The sequence below is a fragment of the Paenibacillus sp. N119s genome (genome assembly GCF_059447605.1).
The window spans coordinates 1-18,307 of sequence record NZ_JCAJRU010000032.1; the positions used below are offsets into that span (position 1 = coordinate 1).

At 41.2% G+C, this 18,307-nt stretch carries 18 protein-coding genes and 1 pseudogene; 13 read left to right on the forward strand and 6 right to left on the reverse strand.

The window, feature by feature from the left end; genetic code table 11:
* The first annotated feature begins 86 nt into the window (after positions 1-86).
* Both AC5V8P_RS06240 and AC5V8P_RS06245 read left to right on the forward strand, forming a co-directional pair.
* Positions 87-233, forward strand: a complete 147-nt coding sequence (locus AC5V8P_RS06240) for a cyclic lactone autoinducer peptide (protein WP_081276698.1) — start codon at positions 87-89, stop codon at positions 231-233.
* Positions 234-247: 14 nt separating this feature from the next.
* A complete protein-coding gene (locus AC5V8P_RS06245) occupies positions 248-643 on the forward strand; it encodes a LytTR family transcriptional regulator DNA-binding domain-containing protein (RefSeq protein ID WP_064795222.1) in 396 nt (131 codons plus the stop codon).
* A 316-nt stretch (positions 644-959) separates the two neighbouring features.
* Here the strand turns inward: AC5V8P_RS06245 and AC5V8P_RS06250 are convergent, their stop codons facing one another.
* From AC5V8P_RS06250 to yhbH, 3 genes and pseudogenes are all read right to left on the reverse strand, one after another.
* Positions 960-1,181 carry a helix-turn-helix transcriptional regulator gene (locus tag AC5V8P_RS06250; protein WP_064795221.1) on the reverse strand — a complete coding sequence of 74 codons (222 nt, stop codon included), beginning with the start codon at positions 1,179-1,181 and terminating at the stop codon, positions 960-962.
* Positions 1,182-1,761: 580 nt separating this feature from the next.
* A pseudogene (locus tag AC5V8P_RS06255) lies at positions 1,762-1,938 on the reverse strand (SpoVR family protein); the annotation flags it as partial.
* Positions 1,935-3,101 carry a sporulation protein YhbH gene (gene yhbH, locus AC5V8P_RS06260; protein ID WP_063209876.1) on the reverse strand — a complete coding sequence of 389 codons (1,167 nt, stop codon included), beginning with the start codon at positions 3,099-3,101 and terminating at the stop codon, positions 1,935-1,937. The gene yhbH and the pseudogene AC5V8P_RS06255, both read right to left, overlap by 4 nt.
* 163 nt (positions 3,102-3,264) lie before the next feature.
* Here yhbH and AC5V8P_RS06265 point away from each other — a divergent pair, with 163 nt between their 5' ends.
* From AC5V8P_RS06265 to AC5V8P_RS06285, 5 genes are all read left to right on the forward strand, one after another.
* Positions 3,265-3,984 (forward strand): response regulator transcription factor, encoded by a 720-nt coding sequence (locus AC5V8P_RS06265; RefSeq protein WP_063209874.1) that lies wholly within the window; start codon positions 3,265-3,267, stop codon positions 3,982-3,984.
* Positions 3,985-4,115: 131 nt separating this feature from the next.
* Complete coding sequence (locus AC5V8P_RS06270; RefSeq protein ID WP_231116685.1) at positions 4,116-5,051, forward strand: sensor histidine kinase; 936 nt, start codon at positions 4,116-4,118, stop codon at positions 5,049-5,051.
* A gap of 143 nt (positions 5,052-5,194) precedes the next feature.
* Positions 5,195-6,118: an ABC transporter ATP-binding protein gene (locus AC5V8P_RS06275; protein WP_063209870.1), complete on the forward strand. Its 924-nt coding sequence runs from the start codon at positions 5,195-5,197 to the stop codon at positions 6,116-6,118.
* Positions 6,115-6,822 (forward strand): ABC transporter permease, encoded by a 708-nt coding sequence (locus tag AC5V8P_RS06280; RefSeq protein WP_064795217.1) that lies wholly within the window; start codon positions 6,115-6,117, stop codon positions 6,820-6,822. Before AC5V8P_RS06275 ends, AC5V8P_RS06280 begins: the two co-directional genes overlap by 4 nt.
* 13 nt (positions 6,823-6,835) lie before the next feature.
* On the forward strand, positions 6,836-7,570 hold the full coding sequence (locus tag AC5V8P_RS06285; protein WP_063209865.1) for an ABC transporter permease: 735 nt from the start codon (positions 6,836-6,838) through the stop codon (positions 7,568-7,570).
* Here AC5V8P_RS06285 and AC5V8P_RS06290 read toward each other — a convergent pair whose 3' ends face one another.
* Positions 7,571-8,932: a lanthionine synthetase C family protein gene (locus AC5V8P_RS06290; protein WP_064795216.1), complete on the reverse strand. Its 1,362-nt coding sequence runs from the start codon at positions 8,930-8,932 to the stop codon at positions 7,571-7,573.
* A gap of 192 nt (positions 8,933-9,124) precedes the next feature.
* Here AC5V8P_RS06290 and AC5V8P_RS06295 point away from each other — a divergent pair, with 192 nt between their 5' ends.
* From AC5V8P_RS06295 to AC5V8P_RS06315, 5 genes are all read left to right on the forward strand, one after another.
* Positions 9,125-9,277, forward strand: coding sequence for a gallidermin family lantibiotic (locus tag AC5V8P_RS06295; RefSeq protein WP_063209861.1), 153 nt, complete (start codon positions 9,125-9,127; stop codon positions 9,275-9,277).
* A gap of 75 nt (positions 9,278-9,352) precedes the next feature.
* On the forward strand, positions 9,353-10,615 hold the full coding sequence (locus AC5V8P_RS06300; RefSeq protein WP_064795215.1) for a lanthionine synthetase C family protein: 1,263 nt from the start codon (positions 9,353-9,355) through the stop codon (positions 10,613-10,615).
* A gap of 48 nt (positions 10,616-10,663) precedes the next feature.
* Positions 10,664-11,350, forward strand: a complete 687-nt coding sequence (locus AC5V8P_RS06305; RefSeq protein WP_063209857.1) for a winged helix-turn-helix domain-containing protein — start codon at positions 10,664-10,666, stop codon at positions 11,348-11,350.
* Positions 11,316-14,570 (forward strand): lantibiotic dehydratase, encoded by a 3,255-nt coding sequence (locus tag AC5V8P_RS06310; protein WP_064795214.1) that lies wholly within the window; start codon positions 11,316-11,318, stop codon positions 14,568-14,570. The genes AC5V8P_RS06305 and AC5V8P_RS06310 overlap by 35 nt, the downstream gene beginning before the upstream one ends.
* Complete coding sequence (locus AC5V8P_RS06315; protein ID WP_064795213.1) at positions 14,557-16,458, forward strand: ABC transporter ATP-binding protein; 1,902 nt, start codon at positions 14,557-14,559, stop codon at positions 16,456-16,458. Before AC5V8P_RS06310 ends, AC5V8P_RS06315 begins: the two co-directional genes overlap by 14 nt.
* Positions 16,459-16,496: 38 nt before the next feature.
* Here AC5V8P_RS06315 and AC5V8P_RS06320 read toward each other — a convergent pair whose 3' ends face one another.
* Positions 16,497-16,826: an AzlD domain-containing protein gene (locus tag AC5V8P_RS06320; protein ID WP_063212979.1), complete on the reverse strand. Its 330-nt coding sequence runs from the start codon at positions 16,824-16,826 to the stop codon at positions 16,497-16,499.
* On the reverse strand, positions 16,823-17,548 hold the full coding sequence (locus tag AC5V8P_RS06325; RefSeq protein ID WP_064795212.1) for an AzlC family ABC transporter permease: 726 nt from the start codon (positions 17,546-17,548) through the stop codon (positions 16,823-16,825). Before AC5V8P_RS06325 ends, AC5V8P_RS06320 begins: the two co-directional genes overlap by 4 nt.
* A 166-nt stretch (positions 17,549-17,714) precedes the next feature.
* Between AC5V8P_RS06325 and AC5V8P_RS06330 the strand changes: the two genes are divergently transcribed.
* Positions 17,715-18,263 (forward strand): helix-turn-helix domain-containing protein, encoded by a 549-nt coding sequence (locus AC5V8P_RS06330; protein WP_063212977.1) that lies wholly within the window; start codon positions 17,715-17,717, stop codon positions 18,261-18,263.
* Positions 18,264-18,307: the final 44 nt, after the last annotated feature.

Below are 18,307 nucleotides of genomic sequence, written 5' to 3' on the forward strand. Positions count from 1 at the left end.
TGCTCTCAATGTGTGGGTGGCTTATCCGGTAGTAGCTGCTAGTTTTTTTGTTCAGAGCTTAACACTAATAGAAGGAGGTGTAAAAAATGAAGAAAACCAAACTGAGTAAAGTGAAGGCTAGTATGTATTACAATGTTGCAGCAGTTCTTACTACTCTTGCAGTTGCATCTGTAAGCACGGCAAGTCTGTCATGGATTCATAGTCCAGAACCACCAGAAGAATTGTTAAAGTAAGTGGGGAATGTTAAATGCTAAGTTTAACCGTATCGGCAGATCCTGAAGGTTTTATAGATGGTGGAAACGTATCAGTAGACAAGGTTCTTTTCATTTCTAAAGGTCGTAAAAGGAATCAGATTCTAGTGCACACATTTGAAAGAACCTACTACATGATTGGGACTTTACGACACTGGGAAAATTTCCTGAATAGTAATGGGTTTAAATTTTTGAATGTAGATAGAAGTAATACGTTGAATGTGGAAAATGTAAAAATCGTTAATGGCATATTCAGAGACGCTTACTTTGAGTGCGAGATAACTAAAACATCGAAAAGGTGTCCAATCTCTTATCATCGCTTTGATGAGGTTGTTGAAGAAATGGGCTTCATGAATTCGAAAATAATTATCACTGGAGCTGCTACTAAATAGCGGCTCTTTTTGTCGAAAATTATTGTCTTTAAATGTCGAAACTTGTAACACATTCAGCGGCTGAATTTATGTTGCCAAAACACCTAATATTGGGATTTAATATAAGTATAAGGTTTCATGTTTAACTATGTGTATATGGAAAAACGGCATAATATGCATTGAGATGAATGGGATTCATAAGGTGCAAAGTGAATAAGTGTTTTTTATCATCAAATGAGAGGAGGCAATTATATGAAGGGGATATAAAAAAGGCGAAAAATTGACTTTAAGTAAATTTTTATGGCAGCGGGAGGGGATTAACCCACAACCGTTTGCCTCAACACAAGTCCCATTCATGCAATTCTTCCATTGTACATCCAAGTTTGAACGCTGCTCTAGCGGCCAATGGATATGAAAAAAGACGTTCTCCAGCAATTATTCGCGAGATAAGAGCCGGAGACACGTCCAAGTAATTAGCAAGATCAACTTGTTTCATTCTATTGGCTTTTAGCAACTCAGGCAAACGGCTTCTCCCTGGTTCGGGTTGAGGAGCCGCCATATTTCACCTCATTGATAATGATTCACAGTGAGTATACAGGATATTGAACACACAGTAAAGTTAATCATCGGAAAGGGTTGACGTCATTGCTAGACAAAAAAATAATACGAAAGCCAGATAATTTTTTTGAAATATCCAGACTCAAAGACGGTCGCTCGTTATATGAAATAGCAGGATTGATAAATGTATCTGAGGATGCCCTCTTACGTTATGAATGTAATTTCGGGAAGACTCCTGTCGCGATTGTCGTTCAGCTTTACAGAGCGTATGGATTATCTATAGATGAGTTATAAAAACTACATATCAACGGAGATGAAAAAAATGAACAAATATACGATTAGTACCCCAGTTTCCAATGAAAAAAAATTTGTTAAAGATTATCTTTCTTTTGCTGACAATGATTTCGAGTTTCCTTGCAAGCTTACGGTCTTAGGTCATTCGGGTGTTAAGCATTATCTTGTGGATCGAGGGAATATTAAAGGATGCAGTTTCTTAGTATTAGACTGGACTAAATCAATAGGGGAGTGAACGAAAAAAACACCTTATAAGATTAAGGTGTTTTTTCATATATATTGTACTTTGTTTTTCCAAAACTCCAGTGGCTAAAGCGCGTAGGCATACCATACGCCCCAAATGTGTATACAATATCCGCCGGACAAATCTCATACCGCATCGGATAGTAGTCGAGTCCGAATCCATCAGCAATCTCCATAATTTCTGATATCGCGTATTCCAGCTCTTTCTGGTCGGTACTCATCCCGCTGTTCCCCCTTCCCGTTTGCGAAAAAAGGTGCGTAGGGCCTGGTATACCTCACCTTTTTCCTTGATCACATAGTACATAAACTGATCTGCCTTAATATTCTTGTAGGCTGACATCAGCGTACTGCTGCGATTATATTGGTTCACTTCTCCATAGCCGAACATATTGCTGCGTTTCATAAGCTCCTCAATTAGTTTCACACATCGTTCATTGTCTGAGCTTAGGTTATCGCCATCGGAGAAATGAAAGGGATAAATATTATAAGCGGAAGGAGGATAGCGCTTGTCGATAATCTCCAATGCTTTCAAATAAGCAGAAGAGCAGATGGTGCCGCCACTTTCACCGCGAGTGAAAAATTCTTCCTCCGTAACCTCCTTGGCTTCGGTATGATGCGCAAGAAAAACCATTTCCACCTTTTCATATTGGCGACGCAAAAAGCGCGTCATCCAGAAAAAGAAGCTGCGGGCGCAATATTTTTCAAAAGATCCCATGCTGCCTGAGGTGTCCATCATAGCGATAATTACCGCATTGGATTGAGGAATGGTTTTCTCTTCCCATGTTTTGTAACGAAGATCATCTGGACTAATATGATGAATGCCCGGATTCCCCTCACGAGCGTTGCGGCGCAGATTTTCGAGAATGGTTCGCTTTTTGTCAATGTTCGCTTGCATGCCTTTTTTGCGTATATCATTGAATACGATAGATTCAACCTCGATTTGATCCTTATCTTTTTGCTGCAAATGCGGTAATTCCATTTCCTCGAACAGCATATCTTCAAGTTCCTCTATGCTGACTTCAGTTTCCATAATATCGTATCCCGGCTGGTCGCCTGCTTTCTCACCTTTGCCTGGCTTTTGGGAAGCAGGATCACGTCCGATGACATCCCCCACCTGACTGTCGCCATCTCCTTGGCCTACGTGCTTTTGTTTTTGGTAGTTATAAATGAAGCGATATTCATCCAAACTGCGAATCGGCACTTTGATAATCTGTTGACCATCCGACATTATAATATTTTCTTCCGTAATCAGATCGGGTAGATTTTGCTTAATAACATCTTTGACCTTCTGCTGATGGCGTTGCTGGTCCTGGTACCCTTTGCGATGCAGCGACCAATCTTCGCGGGATACGACGAATGAATATGGCTGGCGTGGTTCCGGCATTGTTAGGCACCCCCCAAGTGGATACACGGCACAGTTTGGCCTTGTTGGTTATTAAGTATATTCACGGGGATGTACGATATGTGATGGAACTCGATTTAAATTATGCCCGTTTGCTTTTATAATGAAAGTAAAAAATGTAAAAAAAGAATGGAGAACCTTGGTTATGGAAGAAATTGCAGTGCTTATCGTAGACGATGAACAGGGACTGCGAGATATGCTGACAACGGTATTAAAAAAAGAAGGGTTTCTTCATGTTAAGCATGCAGCCACGGGGCAAGAAGCTTTGCAAATCGTGATGAAATCTCGTATTGATGTGATTGTGCTTGATGTTATGCTCCCTGATTACGATGGGTTTGAGGTGTGTCGTCAGATGCGTGTATACACGGAAGCTCCTATTCTTTTTTTGACAGCAAGAGATACAGATCTGGACAAATTAATGGGCTTTGGTATTGGAGGGGACGATTATATTACCAAGCCGTTTAACCCGTTGGAAGTCGTTGCGCGTATGAAAGCCCGAATGAAATATCGAAAAGTGACGACAGCGGATATGAAGCCTGTCTTACGAATCTTAGATTTTGGATATTTTTGTCTGGAGCTAGACTCAGGTGTATTGTATGTGCAAGACCAAGAGGTCGATTGTCCTGCACGTGAATGGCTGCTGCTGGTATTTTTATGCAAGCATCCTAACCGTATATTCAGTGTGCGTCAGCTATACGAAGCAATATGGAGCGAGACCTTCTTGGGTGATGAAAAGACAGTAGTCATTCATATCTCACGTTTGCGAAAAAAAATAGAGCCTGATCCCAAGCACCCGCAATTTTTAGTTAATGTAAGAGGGCTAGGTTATAAAATGATATCAGCCAAGAGGGGGGAGCAAGAATGAACTCTTTGGTCAAGATGTCCTTTCGGTTTATAAAAGTAACATTATGTTTCGCACTAGCCTATGTTCTTTGTTTTGTTATCTGCACTATTATATATATTTTTATAAAAAGTACATTTGATACCTCTCACAATATGAATATTGATTTTTTCTGGATCGGACTTGGAATCGTGCAGAGTGTTGTGTTCATAGCTGTCTATGGATGGTATATAGGCAAACCCTTAGTGTATGTAATTAAATGGATTGGAAATATAGCAACAGGGGAATTCCAAGCGCCGCTAAGTGAGCTAGAACTGCCAGAGCGTAAAAAAAATCAGAGAAATAGTTATAAGCCTCCGTATCAATTGTATAAAGAAGTATTCGAACAAATGAACATCTTATCTGCTCAATTGCGCAGCAATGAGGAAGAGAGAATGGAACTAGAAAAGCGAAAACAGCAGTGGGTAGCAGGCGTAAGTCATGATCTCAAAACACCGTTATCTTATATTGAAGGATATGCAGCCATGCTGACTGCTCAAGAGTATGATTGGTCCGAGGAAGAAAAAAGAAGCTTTAGCATGGCTATCAGTGAGAAGGTGACGGAGATGAAGCAGTTGATTCAGGATTTGAATGCTTCTATGCAGCTCAAGGAGGGGGCCTTGCCGATTCAGTTGAAGAAGGAGGACATTGTGGAGTTTCTCCGCAATACGGTCTTAGATATCGCTAACCATCCTTCGGCCGAGCAGTATGAATTTTCTTTTATGTCATTGGAGTCAGTATGTACCATGCCCTTCGATAGTAGATTATTAGGTAGAGCATTGAAAAATTTTTTAATGAACGCAATCATTCATAATCCTCCAGGCACACATGTTTCAATGGAAATAAATAAAGAGAGCGATAAGCTTCATATTTCTATCGAAGATGATGGAATAGGCATGAATCCAACTGAATGTATACAGATGTCTCCTTCCAAAGAGCATGGGATACCTATTGCCAAAAGCTTTATTGAAGCCCATAACGGAACGCTTCTTATTCTTCCAGGAAGTAAAAAGGGTACCAGGATGGAAATTACATTGCCGCTGAATAGGTAACTCCTTAACATCTGTGCCCTCCATTTTAGAGTTCGCTCGTTTTTTTGCCTGTTGTTTAGGAACTGTTTACTTGATGTTAACTTTCTTTCAGTAAACTGTATGTAACTAAACTTCAGCATCAAAAGTCGAGAGGGGATCAGGAAATGTCTGAACATGTAATACGTACACGTCAGCTAACCAGGCGTTTTGGAAAAAGGGAATTTGTCAAACAAATAAATCTCCAGGTACCTGAGAAGCAAATTTACGGATTTTTGGGACCAAACGGGGCGGGGAAAACAACCACGATTCGTATGCTGCTCGGGCTGATAAAATCCACATCCGGAGAAATTGAGATATTTGGGAAAAAGCTCAAGGATCATCGCATGGAAATATTAAAGGATGTGGGTTCGCTGGTTGAATCACCTGCCTATTATGCTCATTTGTCTGCATATCGAAATTTGGAAATCGTTACAACGATGCGTGGGTTGCCGACCCGAAAAATTCATAAAGTGCTGGATTTGGTGAGATTAAGTAAGGATGCGTACCGTCCAGTAAAAGGATACTCCCTGGGAATGAGGCAAAGGCTAGGAATTGCCATGGCATTGATTGCCGATCCCAAATTGTTGATTCTTGATGAACCGACGAATGGTTTGGACCCGTCCGGAATTCAGGAAATTCGGGAGTTAATTATGAGCCTGCCTGATGCTTACGGAATGACGGTATTGGTTTCGAGCCATCTATTAAGTGAAATCGAACAGATTGCAACCTGTGTAGGAATTATCAATCAAGGGGAAATGATTTTCCAGGGAACGATGAAAGAACTTACAGATAAAAGCAAGCCTCAACTATTTATTGAAACCCAAAATCCTGTTCAGGCTGCTGGAGACCTGATGCAGCATGGATGGATTGCCGGAGCTGAATCTATGGAGCAAAAAGAAGTCATAACTCCTATAGTAGACCGTGAGCAGTCATCGGAGATGATCAAAGTGTTAGTGGAGCATAATCACCCCGTCTACCGGGTAAGGGAGAAGAAAAAAACATTGGAGGAAATATTCCTGGAGCTGACGGGTAAGGAGCGAAGCTTATGATACTCCAAGTTATCAAGGCGGAAGGATATAAGCTGAAAAAAATATGCTGGTGGCTTCCTCTAATACAGGGCTGTGTCCTTACAGGGATGACTGTCATGGAATGGTATCTCTACTTTCGTCAGGGGCCAGGAGGGGTCTATGCTGGTTTTGCGGTTATGTTTATGTTCATCTCGTTTGTGATGCTGCTTGGCGGTACACTTCTAGCAAGTATTATGGCGGGTACAGAGCATGATACCCAAACATGGAAGCAGCTTATGGCCATGCCAGTTCCCAGAAGCTACATCTACTTATCCAAAATGTTATGGGTTGTGATTTTGCAGTTTGGCACCGCCTTGATCACGATAGCAGGGATGAGTCTCATCTGGGTGTTGTATACAAACGAGCCCATTCCTTGGCGAGTTATGCTGCTGCAACCGATTAACGCCAGCTTGGCTACTCTGCCTGTACTTGCAATTCAACTTTGGTTGTCTACGCTTTTTACTAATCAGGCATTTCCGTTAGCATTTGGCATATTTGGTTCTATTGCCAGCTTGTTTTTGGCACGAACAAGTATTTTTTGGATTAAATTATTGCCTTGGTCGTATCCGGCTCTATCAAGTCCTCTAATAAAGGGATACGTAATGTGGGTGATCATTGCTTTATGTGCAGGGCTCATCTTCACAGGACTCGGTACTCTACAGTTTAGAAAGCATGAATTCAAATAGGAGGAGGAAAAGTATGAGATCCATTTTACGCGTGGAGGCGATGAAGGTTCAATGGGTCATGGTATGGATTCTCATTATATTAGATGCGGTTATCAATTCTTTAATGGGAGTCATGGAACTGAACGATTTGAAGCAGTTTTATGAGCCTAGCTGGCTAATGCTATACACCTATGCGGCGCAATTTCACTCGATGTTTTTTTATCCGCTTTATTGTGGAATTATCGCTTCTCTTTTGTGCGCATACGAACATCGAGACGGGGGATGGAAGATTTTATTAAGCAGTCCGTATCCCCGTCAGCGAATCTATTATGCAAAATATATATTGCTCATTCTCATACTGTTTCTTGATCAGCTTACATTCATAGTAGGATATTTTGCAGGTGGGTATATAGCGGGTGCTCCAGGAGAAATCCCTTGGACTCTCGTCCTTTTTACTGGATTGGGAGGGTGGTTCGGGATTCTTCCATTGGCAGCCCTCCAGCTTATACTCTCGATAAAAATCCGGAATTTTGGAGCTTCACTGGGAATGTCCATTTGCTGTGTAGTTCCTAATATTGTTATGACAGGCTTTCATTCTTCCATAGGTGCATGGTTTCCTTTTACGATTCCTTATTATATCATGTTGCCGCAAACAGCGAGCTATGCTCCTAGAGTTGAGCCTTATAGTCTTGGCTTGATTGTACTTGTTACGTTCCTAGCCTATCTATTTGGTGGAAGAAAGATGTTTGTGAATAGGGACTGGTCGTAGTTAGGAGAGCATAAGGATGTAATTCCAAGCTATCTCCTTGTTTTCAGAAATACTTAATAAAGCAGCAGCAATTCCTGCGACGCCTTCAAGCATGCCCGCTTTTGTTAGCCAGGTCGGAGAGCCATCTGCCCTTGGCTCAGGATCAAGATACCCAAGTGGGCTATCCGCTTGAAAGCGATCAAGCAGACGGCCTGATAATTGTTGAATAAGTGGGATAAAGGCGGGTTCTTTACTGTGGCACCACATTCGCCAACTTATCATGAGTATACCAGCAATACCGTGACAGAGTGCAGATGAGTCCATTTCCCACTTAGCTACCTCATAGGAGATTGCACCGATACAAGCCCTAACAGCTAATTTTTGCAAATCCTCGTTATGAAGAGCTTTTCCGGCGAGGAATAGGGCACAGGCGACACCAGGTGTTCCATAGCACCATGCTTCTCTTGCGCGTTTCAAATTAAACCGTAAAGAGGCTGTTTCAGTTTCAAAAGGAACAATATGTGGCCAGTAGCAGCCGTATGTGTCCTCATATTTATATTTGAGTAGCCATTCTGTAATCGTTTCAATAGCTTGATATTGGCCTCTTACTTCAATTCCAGCACTATAAGCAACAGATAATAGAGCCAGCGGGCCAGGAATGCCATGCGCCATTCCACAATTAAAATTGCCGAGGGGATAGCTGTTTTTATCTCGATCCAAAAATTGAAATTTTTGCGGAGAGTACCAGCCTGGAACATAGTAATTGTGGATTTTAATAGGATGCGTGAGCTCGGTTAGAAATTGAAGAATTGGTTCAACAAGAGGAGAGCATATAGGATCGGTTGAATTCATCAAAATATATCTTCCGATCCCAGAAGCCCCTGAAATAGTGTCAAAGGTTTGCATTGGCATACCTTCGTGCAGGCCTAAATGTTCTGTACTCGACTCAAGCCAATGTTTTATTAAGGGAATCATCCATAGATGGATTTGTTGTAAGAAATTACCGTAGTATTCACCATGATTTGAAGCTTCATGTACTGAAGAAGCGATGCCTGTCCAGCCACTGAAAAGTGAGATATCATTAAGACCATTATTAGCAATTGAAGATTGAATTCGAGTCATGTTCAAATGGATGGCCTCATTCCAATCATACAAGGGATCTGCTGTACGCCATTGGGATAGTAAATGAATATTACCAGGATAACCATGAGAAAGTGAAGTTTCTCCCCAAGGATGGTATTTTGTTTCCGGTGAAACATTGTGTTCTGCATGGACTGCCTTATAGACGGATTTCGGATCGCATAGACGTAAGGCAATTTTTTTACTGATATCTCTTGCACGAGCTTGATCGGATGGTTGAATAACGAAACTATCCATTTTCATATAAATGCCCCTTTATTTTTTAATTATATTGTTACTAAAATCTAATAAAAAGTCCTTAAAAATACAAAAAAACAACGTAAGTTTATCTTAAATGTACTTGTTGAAATTAAGATAAATGTAAGAAGATTATAAAGTCTAGTTAAGATTAGATAACTTATAATGAAATTGTAAAAAATAAAAGGAGGTAACAAGATGAAAAATCAATTTGATCTGGACTTGCAAGTAGCCAAAAAAGAGGTTGCTCCTAAAGAGGTACAACCAGCTAGCGGTCTTATTTGTACTCCTTCATGCGCAACAGGTACTTTGAATTGTCAAGTTAGTCTTACCTTCTGTAAAACGTGTTAGTAAAAGAGAAATATGGAATTAAAGGCACGGTTTCTATGACCGTGTCTTTTCCCAGTTATAAAGGTGGGAGGATTTATGGTCAAAGATTTGAAGAAAAGAACAGTTGAAATTAGTAAGTATATAGCACAAAAATTAACTGACCTATCATACACAGAAAAGATAGTTAATCATACAAGCAACTTTTCACCTTCGCGTGGAATGACCCCATGGAATCCAGGCTCTCTTGCCGATGGAATACCAGGTGTCTTAGTGTTGTTGGCCGAGTGGGATTCTCTAGAGCCAGATCAAGATTGGGCAGGGCTTGTGCATACCCAATTGCTGTTCTTGCACTCTAACTCTTTATTATTGCTACCTCATAATTCTCTGTATTACGGAACGACAGGAGTGGCTTATAGCATATTGTTAGCTTCCAATAACAGGGCTAATTACAACCAATTACTCTCTCAACTAAATAAATATATAGCTGATAAATGTAAGGAAGTCCCCGTCATAGGTACAGCTACAGAGTTTGATAAGCTGATGGACGTCATTAATGGGCTACTTGGAGTAGGTAGGTACACCTTGGAGATTCCAGAAGAAGAAGTGATATGTAATCTGTCTCGTCAATTATTAGATACTATAATACGCTTCATACCTGAATATATTCATTTGGCGTCAAGAGAAGATTCGGGCGTCATCCAACTCGGCTTGTCACATGGTATCACTGGAATCCTTGCACTGCTTGTCACTGCCCTACAAAAAAAGATCGAAGTTGAAGGATTACTAGAGGCTATTAAACATATAGTCGATTTTTTGCTTATTCAAATTCAGGAGGATGAATATGGTTTGTATTGGCCTGTAAATTCTCAAGCAACTTCAATGAACAAGACAGATAACAAAGAAGGAATGAGAGAAATCGAAGGCTGGTGCCATGGAACCTGTGGAATAGCATGGACTTTATTCAGAGCAGGAATGGAGTGTAGCAATGAAGAATGGAAAAAGATAGCCGAACAAGCTATGAAATCCATATTTTGCTTGGATGATGAGCTTTTAAACGGGCTATCCCCTACTTTCTGCCACGGATTAGCGGGTTTGCTTCATATGGCTCATAGATTCTATTACTTCACTGGTAATCAAGCTGCATTAGGTTTTGCCGACCAAATAGCATTAAAGTTAATGAATCTATACGATAAAGAACTCCCATTTGGTTACCAGGACTTGGAGGGAAGTACTCATGTTCATAATATAGGAATACTGCAAGGGGCAGCAGGGATTGCGTTAAGTTTATTGGATTATGGAATAGAGCAGGAACATCCTAAGTATTCAGGGAGATGGAATGAATTGTTTCTAATTTCGTAAAGCTCTGTCTAACTGCTTATCTGAAGCTGTGTTTTTGGGGAGGATTAGATGAAACAAAAATTTATGGTTATATCATCCTTTAAGAAGATTAAGCATTTTTTTGAGACTTTAAGCACTCCAGAAAACATTCAAATCATGTTTTATGATTCTCTTTATCAGGCTCTATCAGAGATTGATGAGCAGTGCATCGGAATCGCTTTAAACCAAGATCATGTAACGCTAGAAGATTTGTCTTACTGGCATACCATTAAAGAAAAATTTACGGTCCCATTTATCTTCCTATCCTATCATTGTGATGACCAACGGCAATTGGATCTCCTCAAACAACTGCTTTCCATGGCTTCCTCTGATTATAGAATGGGGAAAGACCAGGAGACAATTAGTTTATCGCCCAATGTCATTTTTGATCCTGCTGGCAAGGTTATTTGGAAGCAAGGGCATGAATATATGCTGACTATGATGGAATATCGATTATTAATGTATCTCCTGACAGCAAAAGAGTGTGCAACCACGATTGATCACATTATAGACAGAGTATGGGGAGTTGATGCTTTTACTACATCTAATACGGTGTATGTGCATATTCGAAAATTGAGAGAGAAAATAGAAGATGATCCAAGTCATCCAAAAATCTTAGTGACTTGTCACGGAATTGGTTACAAGTTAAATCTATTTCCTAAAAACTTGGAGGTGGTCAGTTGTGAAGAGACAACTGCATTACACGGATACTCATAAACTACACAAACAGGAAAGAGATAAGGATGAAAGGTGGTTCAGTGCATGTGATTTTTTTCTGATCAGAACCCCATTATTACCGCTAGAACGATACTTTCAGGTATTTTCAGGTCAAGGTTTGGATAATCAGCTTACTGTAGAGGAGATCACGCGTCGAATAAAGCTTGTTTCCCAGGAAGCTGTTGTTCAAGAAGCCATATCATTAGCTTCACCATCCCTTATGCAATTTCTGCACTACCTGCATGATGACAATGCTCCAAATGATAAAGGAGAGTTACAAAAGTATGAAAAGACGCTGAATAGCTTTTATCGTTATTTTATTCGGATGGCTACCCGAACGACTCCATTTGGATTATTTTCAGGGGTGGGACAAGGGATTTGTAGGGATGCTGCCCATTTGGACATAGGTGCCTATCATCAACATCTGAAGAGAGCCAGACCCGATATGGAATGGATATATAAAATTATCCGAAAAATGGAGTCTGACCCAGTCATATTTGATCAACTAAAGGTTTTCTTGAACCGAACGGTTATGATCAAGGGAGATCGCGCTAAATTACCATTTCGACCTAAGCATGGAGCAGCAGAAGCTGATGACTCGGCTGAAATGTTTAGTTCCATTCGGCTTACGGACGTCGTTCGCCTAACGTTTGAAGCTGCAGAGCATCCAATTCAGGTGAGGGAACTCAAAGAAATATTATTGAGATCATTTCCTGACGCTACTACGGAAATCATAAATAATTATTTGCAGCAACTATTAGAGCAAGAATTTATTATGAGCGAGCTTAGACCTCCATTAATGGATCATTCACCCTTTCATTACATATTTGAAAAAATTAAAAAGCTGGACAAGTCCAATCAGTGGCTTGACATTTTGTACGACATTGACACTTTATTACTTCAATATAATCAATGCAGGATTGGGGAAGGGGAGCAGATCTACCGGGAATTATGTGACAAAATGCAAGGAATCTATTCTGTGAAAACACCTATACAGGTCGATGTCAAATTAGCTCAAGAAGTATCGCTGCCTAGACATGTGCTTGATGATGCAGCATTAGGGGCTGAGATCATGTGCAGATTACATGCAACTCCGAAAACAAATGAATTGGCAGAATACTTCAATCGTTTTTTGGAAAAGTACGGCGTGTATCAGGAGGTCCCAATTCATGAACTCTTTGATGAGGACTGGGGCCTGGGTATGCCGGAGCCGTATCGCACGAATGAAAAAAAGCCAATGGGCATGGAGGCATTTAAACGCAACGCAAATCTCTTCCTGTGGGTTTCAAATGCAGTCTCTAAGCACCAGATAGAAATCAACCTTACAGATGAGCAGCTAGAGCAACTGACGATTTCTGATAATTATGATACTTCTCCAGAAACAATGGAGATCTATTACAGTATATATGCTGATTCTTCTGAAAAAGTTGATTCTGGACATTACTCGCTTTTGCTTGGAGCCAGCGCTGGCTCTAACAGAGCGGGCAAAACCTTTGGACGTTTTTTGGATATGTTTAGTGAGGAGTTTGTACAAAATTTCTCTGAAATATATGATCATCACCGGTGTTTTCATCCTGATGCGTTATTGTCAGAGATGGTTTTTATGCCCGAGCAGGGCAAAATATCCAACATTTCATTAAGCAAAAATTTGATGGATTACGAAATTGTGTCAGGGACTACCTCTTCTAAAGATGAGGAACATACGCTATGCATGGATGATTTATTGATAGGTGCAACTTATGACCGCTTCTATGTCAAGTCCAGACGTTTGGGCAAGGAAATCATTCCCTTGCAAACGCACATGCTGAATTACAAGCTTTCACCACATATATTCAGATTTCTAACGGATATCACCAACAAAGAGCTTGGTACATGGTCCTACTTTGACTGGGGGCCATTAGAGCAGTCTCCTTTTCTGCCAAGACTTGTATATAAAAAAATTGTTATTAGTGCTGCGCAGTGGAGGCTTGGCAAGGCTGCATTGAATATTTCAGATCTAACTGAGCCTCAAGCAAGGGAGGAGCTTTTTTATACGTGGAGAGAACAGTGGAATGTGCCACGCTATGTTTATTTAACGATGGGAGACAACCGACTTCTATTAGATCTGTGTAATGTATACCATATTAAGGAATTGCTTCGTGAGGTGATCAAGACACGCGAAGGACAGGAACTGCTTCTTACCGAGTGTTTGGGCGATCCATTCCATACCCCGGTACATGGGACCGCCGGAAGATATATGGGTGAATTTGTGTTTCCACTCAAGAAGAAAAAAATAAAGGTGAAATCAAGTATACCTAGTTCAAAAACTTACAATGATTCTTCATTATTCATTACTCATACTCCCTCAAATATTCATAGAGGCTTCCTTCCAGGAGGTGAATGGCTATATCTTAAATTGTACGGAGTTAAGGAAAGGGAGACGGACCTTATTGCCTTAAGCTTGGATCAACTCCGCAATAACCCGGGGATCGAAAATTGGAGTCAAAAATCTTATTTTTTGCGGTACGTTGATCCCGAGCATCATATCCGTCTGCGGTTTCAAGGAGAGCCGGATCAGCTATGGAATGCTGGCTTGGCGCAATTAAATCAGTGGGCAGGTAAGCTGCGTGAAGAAGGACTTATCACCCATATGGTACTGGATACATACCTTCCTGAGCTGGAGAGGTATGGAGGACAGACGCTTATGGACCTGGCAGAACAGGTTTTTGACGTGGATAGCCGATGGGTCATCACTTATATGGCAGGCATTCGATCCAAAGCTTTCAATCTGGACATAGAGATTGCAGCTGTGATTAACATTATTCATTATTTAAGCAGCTTTGGTCTAACGATGCAGGAGCAAGTGGACTGGCTAGAAGAAAGAATTGACAGCAAGCCTTATATGAAGGCGTTCAGAGATGTTAAAAAAGCATTGATTACTGCTGTAGAATCGGATTATGAATGGATTAGACAAGCGGATACGGCTACACAGGTTGCTTTGTTGGCCCTTGTAGAAAAAAGACAGACCATGATTCAACAGTATGCTCAAGCGATAACCCTGGCTGAAATCAATCACGAGCTTACGAATCATACTAATGATATTTTAGGCAGTATCATTCATATGCACCTGAATCGTCTGTTGGGTGTTAATAGGGAACGGGAAATGAAATGTATGGCTTTGGCAAAGCATACAGCAGCCAACTTGTTGCATCGGAAAGGGGTGCGCCATGTCACAGTCTAAAGGACAAACCAATGATCTGGTTTCCTTGTCCTACCAGAATATATTTCGTACCTTTTTATTTTGGCCTCGCATATTTAGGCTACTGTGGGACACGCACCCATCCTTTTTGGTCGCTATACTCATTACAAATTTGTTGAAGGGTGCCGTTCCTGCTGTGATCCTTTTAGCAACGAGGGAATTAATTAATAGTGTTGTGGCCGGAGCGTCCGGAGGAAGCTTTCAGCCTGCTTTTATAGCTTTTGGTGTTCTAATCGGTGTCAATTTGCTGTACGACCTAATCAATATTGGGGAAAGCTTTTTTCGTAAAATGTTTCAAAGTCGGCTATCAAACCAAGTAAATATCAGAATTATTGAAAAAGCACAAAAGATGTCTTTGCAGTCGTTCGAGGATGCAGATGTGCAAAATATGCTTCAACGTGCTCAGGGAGAAGCAGATTACAGACCATTTGAAATATTTACTCAGATCCTCGCCATTATGAGCAGTGTGGTAACCTTATTTTCGACAGGTGCTATTCTTATTGCGTGGAGATGGTGGGCATTTTTGTTCATTTTTCTTATTCCATGCTTGTCCTTTTATTCTTTTTTACGTATTGGGCAGAGAGAATTTAATGTTCACTTTCAAAGAGCAGGAAGACAACGTGAATCCTGGTATTTGTCTTTTTTGGTGACGAGAGATAATAGTTTTAAAGAAGTGAAGATCTTTCAACTGGGAGATTATCTGCGAAAAAGGTATACAACGATACTCGAAGGGTTTTATCGCGAGGATAAGGTGCTAGCCATCCGTAGATCCTGTACATCTCTTGTATTCCAGATTGTGAATCAGGGTGCATGCGCATTTATTATTTTCATGGCCATACAAGCCACTTATGTTGGTCAAATTTTAGTGGGAAACTTGGTGAGCTTAATTCAGGGGATCACGTTAACCCAGTCAACCTCGCAGAGCATTGTACAAGGCATTTTAAGCCTGTGTCAAAATAATTTGTATATTAAGCAGCTTTTTGACTTTCTGGATATGCCGGAGGAAGCCAAAATACAAAAATCAGTTCAGCACTTGCCTTTGTCTGCTATACGCAGTATTGAATTTCGGAACGTATCGTTTAGGTATCCCAACACGGAGGAGAATGCCATTTCTAATGTTAGCTTTACTCTTCATCAAGGAGAGAAGCTGGCCATCGTAGGGAGAAATGGATCAGGTAAATCAACAATTGTGAAGTTACTCACTCATCTATATTCTGATTTCGAAGGAGAAATCTTAATTAATGGACACTCTATACACGAATTGGATAAAGACAGCTTTAGAGAAAAAATAGGTGTCGTTTTTCAGGATTTTGTACATTATGAGATGTCTGTCAGAGATAATATAGGCTTTGGTCATGTGGCTTCCAGAGAGAATGATGAAGTCATGTGGACAGCTATTGGCAGGGCAGGCATTACAGATTTGATAGATGGTCTCCCCGATAAACTGAACACCCTGCTTGGAAAATGGTTTGAAGATGGACAACAACTATCAGGAGGACAGTGGCAGCGCATAGCAATAGCCAGGGCCTTTATGAGGAATGCCGATATCTATGTGTTGGATGAGCCGAGTTCTTTTTTGGACCCACATGCGGAGAAGGAGGTTTTTCAAAAATTCGATCAGCTTGTTCACGAGAGAATTGGAGTATTTATTTCACACAGATTGTCCTCCGCACGAATGGCGGATACCATTATTTTAATGGAGGAAGGCGGAATTGTGGAGGCGGGCAGTCATGACTACTTAATGGATATGGACGGAGTATACGCTGAAATGTTCAGGCTACAAGCATCTTCGTATCTTTCACAAGGAGAAAGTAACCTTGAGCAAGAATCGCTGTCACCTCTGTTGGTAAAGGCGACAGGCGAATCGTAGGAAAAGACAAATCCCCTCCTATTTTAGGAGGGGATTTTCTATCCCATCCATAAAAGTCGAACTACAGCCATACTCACAATACCGACCATCACAGTAGCCAGCAAATTTCTGCTCCACAAGGCGGTTACCAGTGTAGGAAGGACTGCTATAAGCACTTGCCCATTAAGAGTGACCGAAGTTTCGGTTCGTACGAGCAGGTTTTCCATGACTAGTGCCGTGAAGATGCAAATGGGAATGTAGGACAGCCACTGTAACACGGGCTTGGGCAGTGTCAGTTTTTGCAGCACGATGAAGGGAATGATTCTTGGAATCGCCGTGACAATCATGCCGCCGACAATGATATACAGGACATTGGGATTAATATTCATTTGTCGGTTAACACTCCAATCGTTGCGGTGATCATAGTCGATACAATGACGGCGATATGTGATGGCACCCACCAGGACAAAAGGTACATTAGAACCGCCATACATAGCACAAGCAGCAGGCGATGCTTGAGTTTAGAGGTCTGGACACTTTGGAGCTGGGAGATAAGCAGGGCAAGGAACATTGCAGGCAAGGCAAAGTCCAGACCAAACATTTCTGGCCGGGAAATCCAATTTCCGAGCACTCCTCCAGCCACACAGGAAGCGATCCAAGCGAGATATGCTGTGATATTAAGCCCGTTCATCCAGCGGTCACTGACCTGTCCGCCCTTAGCCAATTTATCCGACGCTACCCCAAAGGATTCGTCTGTCAAAAGAATACCGATGCCTATATTTCTCCACAGTGAATATTTAGAAAAATAAGGGGCCAACGACGCACTTAACAGCAGATGGCGGGCATTTACTATAAATGTCGTTAAAATAATGACAGACAGAGGACTGGCTGTAGCCAGCATGGAGCACATAATAAATTGGGAGGCGCCAGCATATACAAGCGCTGACATCAGGCCAATTTCCAGAGTGCTCACCCCTGATGAAGCGCCCACAATGCCCGCCGCGAACCCAATACATACATAACCAAGCAATGTAGGGATACAATCTTTAACCCCTTGTAAAAAGCTGAGTGTATCGTGTTTCGTTCCGCTCAACTCTGAAGCTATGGACATGTCAATCTTCCCCCAGAACACAAATTTTATAATAGTATATAACGGAATTCTAAGAGTATCAACATATTATACATTTGTATGTTATATTGAATGAACTCTATAGCAAACATGTCATCTTTTGTGTATTCTTCATATATAGACTTATGGATACCAGGAGGGATAGTCCGTGGATTCAATGCAGTATATTATTGGCTCTAATTTAGCTCAAATCAGGAAGACTAGAGGACTTAGTTTGGATAAGGTCGCTGAACTGACAGGGGTCAGCAAAGGGATGCTGGCTCAAATTGAAAAGGGGAAATCCAATCCTACAGTAACCACGCTATGGAAAATTGCGAACGGCTTGCATGTATCTTTTTCCACCTTTCTTAAAGAAGACCCGCCGCAAATCACAAAGATTCGGAGGGCGGATTTACATCCAGTTATTGATGAGGACGGTAACTATTTTGTTTATCCAGTATTCCCGTACCACTCGGAGAAGAAGTTCGAGGTATTTACGGTAAGTCTGAAGCCAGGTTTTACACATCAGGCAGAGAAGCATCTGGGAGAGGAAACAATTCTCATGATCCGTGGAGAAATGTACTTTGAAATGCAAGGGCAGCAGCTCAAACTGAGTGCAGGGGATGCGGTACAATTTCAAGTGTCTGATATCCACGCTTATCGCAATGATTCAGATGAGGATGCTGATTTTTATGTCTTGATTTATTATGCGGATTAGTGGGAAGATTAATATAGTCTACAACAGACTTCCACATAAGATTC

What these genes read in the sequence shown, in the direction of transcription:
- AC5V8P_RS06325 (WP_064795212.1), bottom strand. Translation starts at nt 17,548, where the DNA reads ATGTCCATAGCTTCAGAGTTGAGCGGAACGAAACACGATACACTCAGC.
- AC5V8P_RS06270 (WP_231116685.1), top strand. Translation starts at nt 4,116, where the DNA reads ATGAATATTGATTTTTTCTGGATCGGACTTGGAATCGTGCAGAGTGTT.
- AC5V8P_RS06275 (WP_063209870.1), top strand. Translation starts at nt 5,195, where the DNA reads ATGTCTGAACATGTAATACGTACACGTCAGCTAACCAGGCGTTTTGGA.
- yhbH (WP_063209876.1), bottom strand. Translation starts at nt 3,101, where the DNA reads ATGCCGGAACCACGCCAGCCATATTCATTCGTCGTATCCCGCGAAGAT.
- AC5V8P_RS06285 (WP_063209865.1), top strand. Translation starts at nt 6,836, where the DNA reads ATGAGATCCATTTTACGCGTGGAGGCGATGAAGGTTCAATGGGTCATG.
- AC5V8P_RS06315 (WP_064795213.1), top strand. Translation starts at nt 14,557, where the DNA reads ATGTCACAGTCTAAAGGACAAACCAATGATCTGGTTTCCTTGTCCTAC.
- AC5V8P_RS06250 (WP_064795221.1), bottom strand. Translation starts at nt 1,181, where the DNA reads ATGGCGGCTCCTCAACCCGAACCAGGGAGAAGCCGTTTGCCTGAGTTG.
- AC5V8P_RS06320 (WP_063212979.1), bottom strand. Translation starts at nt 16,826, where the DNA reads ATGAATATTAATCCCAATGTCCTGTATATCATTGTCGGCGGCATGATT.
- AC5V8P_RS06265 (WP_063209874.1), top strand. Translation starts at nt 3,265, where the DNA reads ATGGAAGAAATTGCAGTGCTTATCGTAGACGATGAACAGGGACTGCGA.
- AC5V8P_RS06245 (WP_064795222.1), top strand. Translation starts at nt 248, where the DNA reads ATGCTAAGTTTAACCGTATCGGCAGATCCTGAAGGTTTTATAGATGGT.
- AC5V8P_RS06300 (WP_064795215.1), top strand. Translation starts at nt 9,353, where the DNA reads ATGGTCAAAGATTTGAAGAAAAGAACAGTTGAAATTAGTAAGTATATA.
- AC5V8P_RS06280 (WP_064795217.1), top strand. Translation starts at nt 6,115, where the DNA reads ATGATACTCCAAGTTATCAAGGCGGAAGGATATAAGCTGAAAAAAATA.
- AC5V8P_RS06240 (WP_081276698.1), top strand. Translation starts at nt 87, where the DNA reads ATGAAGAAAACCAAACTGAGTAAAGTGAAGGCTAGTATGTATTACAAT.
- AC5V8P_RS06295 (WP_063209861.1), top strand. Translation starts at nt 9,125, where the DNA reads ATGAAAAATCAATTTGATCTGGACTTGCAAGTAGCCAAAAAAGAGGTT.
- AC5V8P_RS06305 (WP_063209857.1), top strand. Translation starts at nt 10,664, where the DNA reads ATGAAACAAAAATTTATGGTTATATCATCCTTTAAGAAGATTAAGCAT.
- AC5V8P_RS06290 (WP_064795216.1), bottom strand. Translation starts at nt 8,932, where the DNA reads ATGAAAATGGATAGTTTCGTTATTCAACCATCCGATCAAGCTCGTGCA.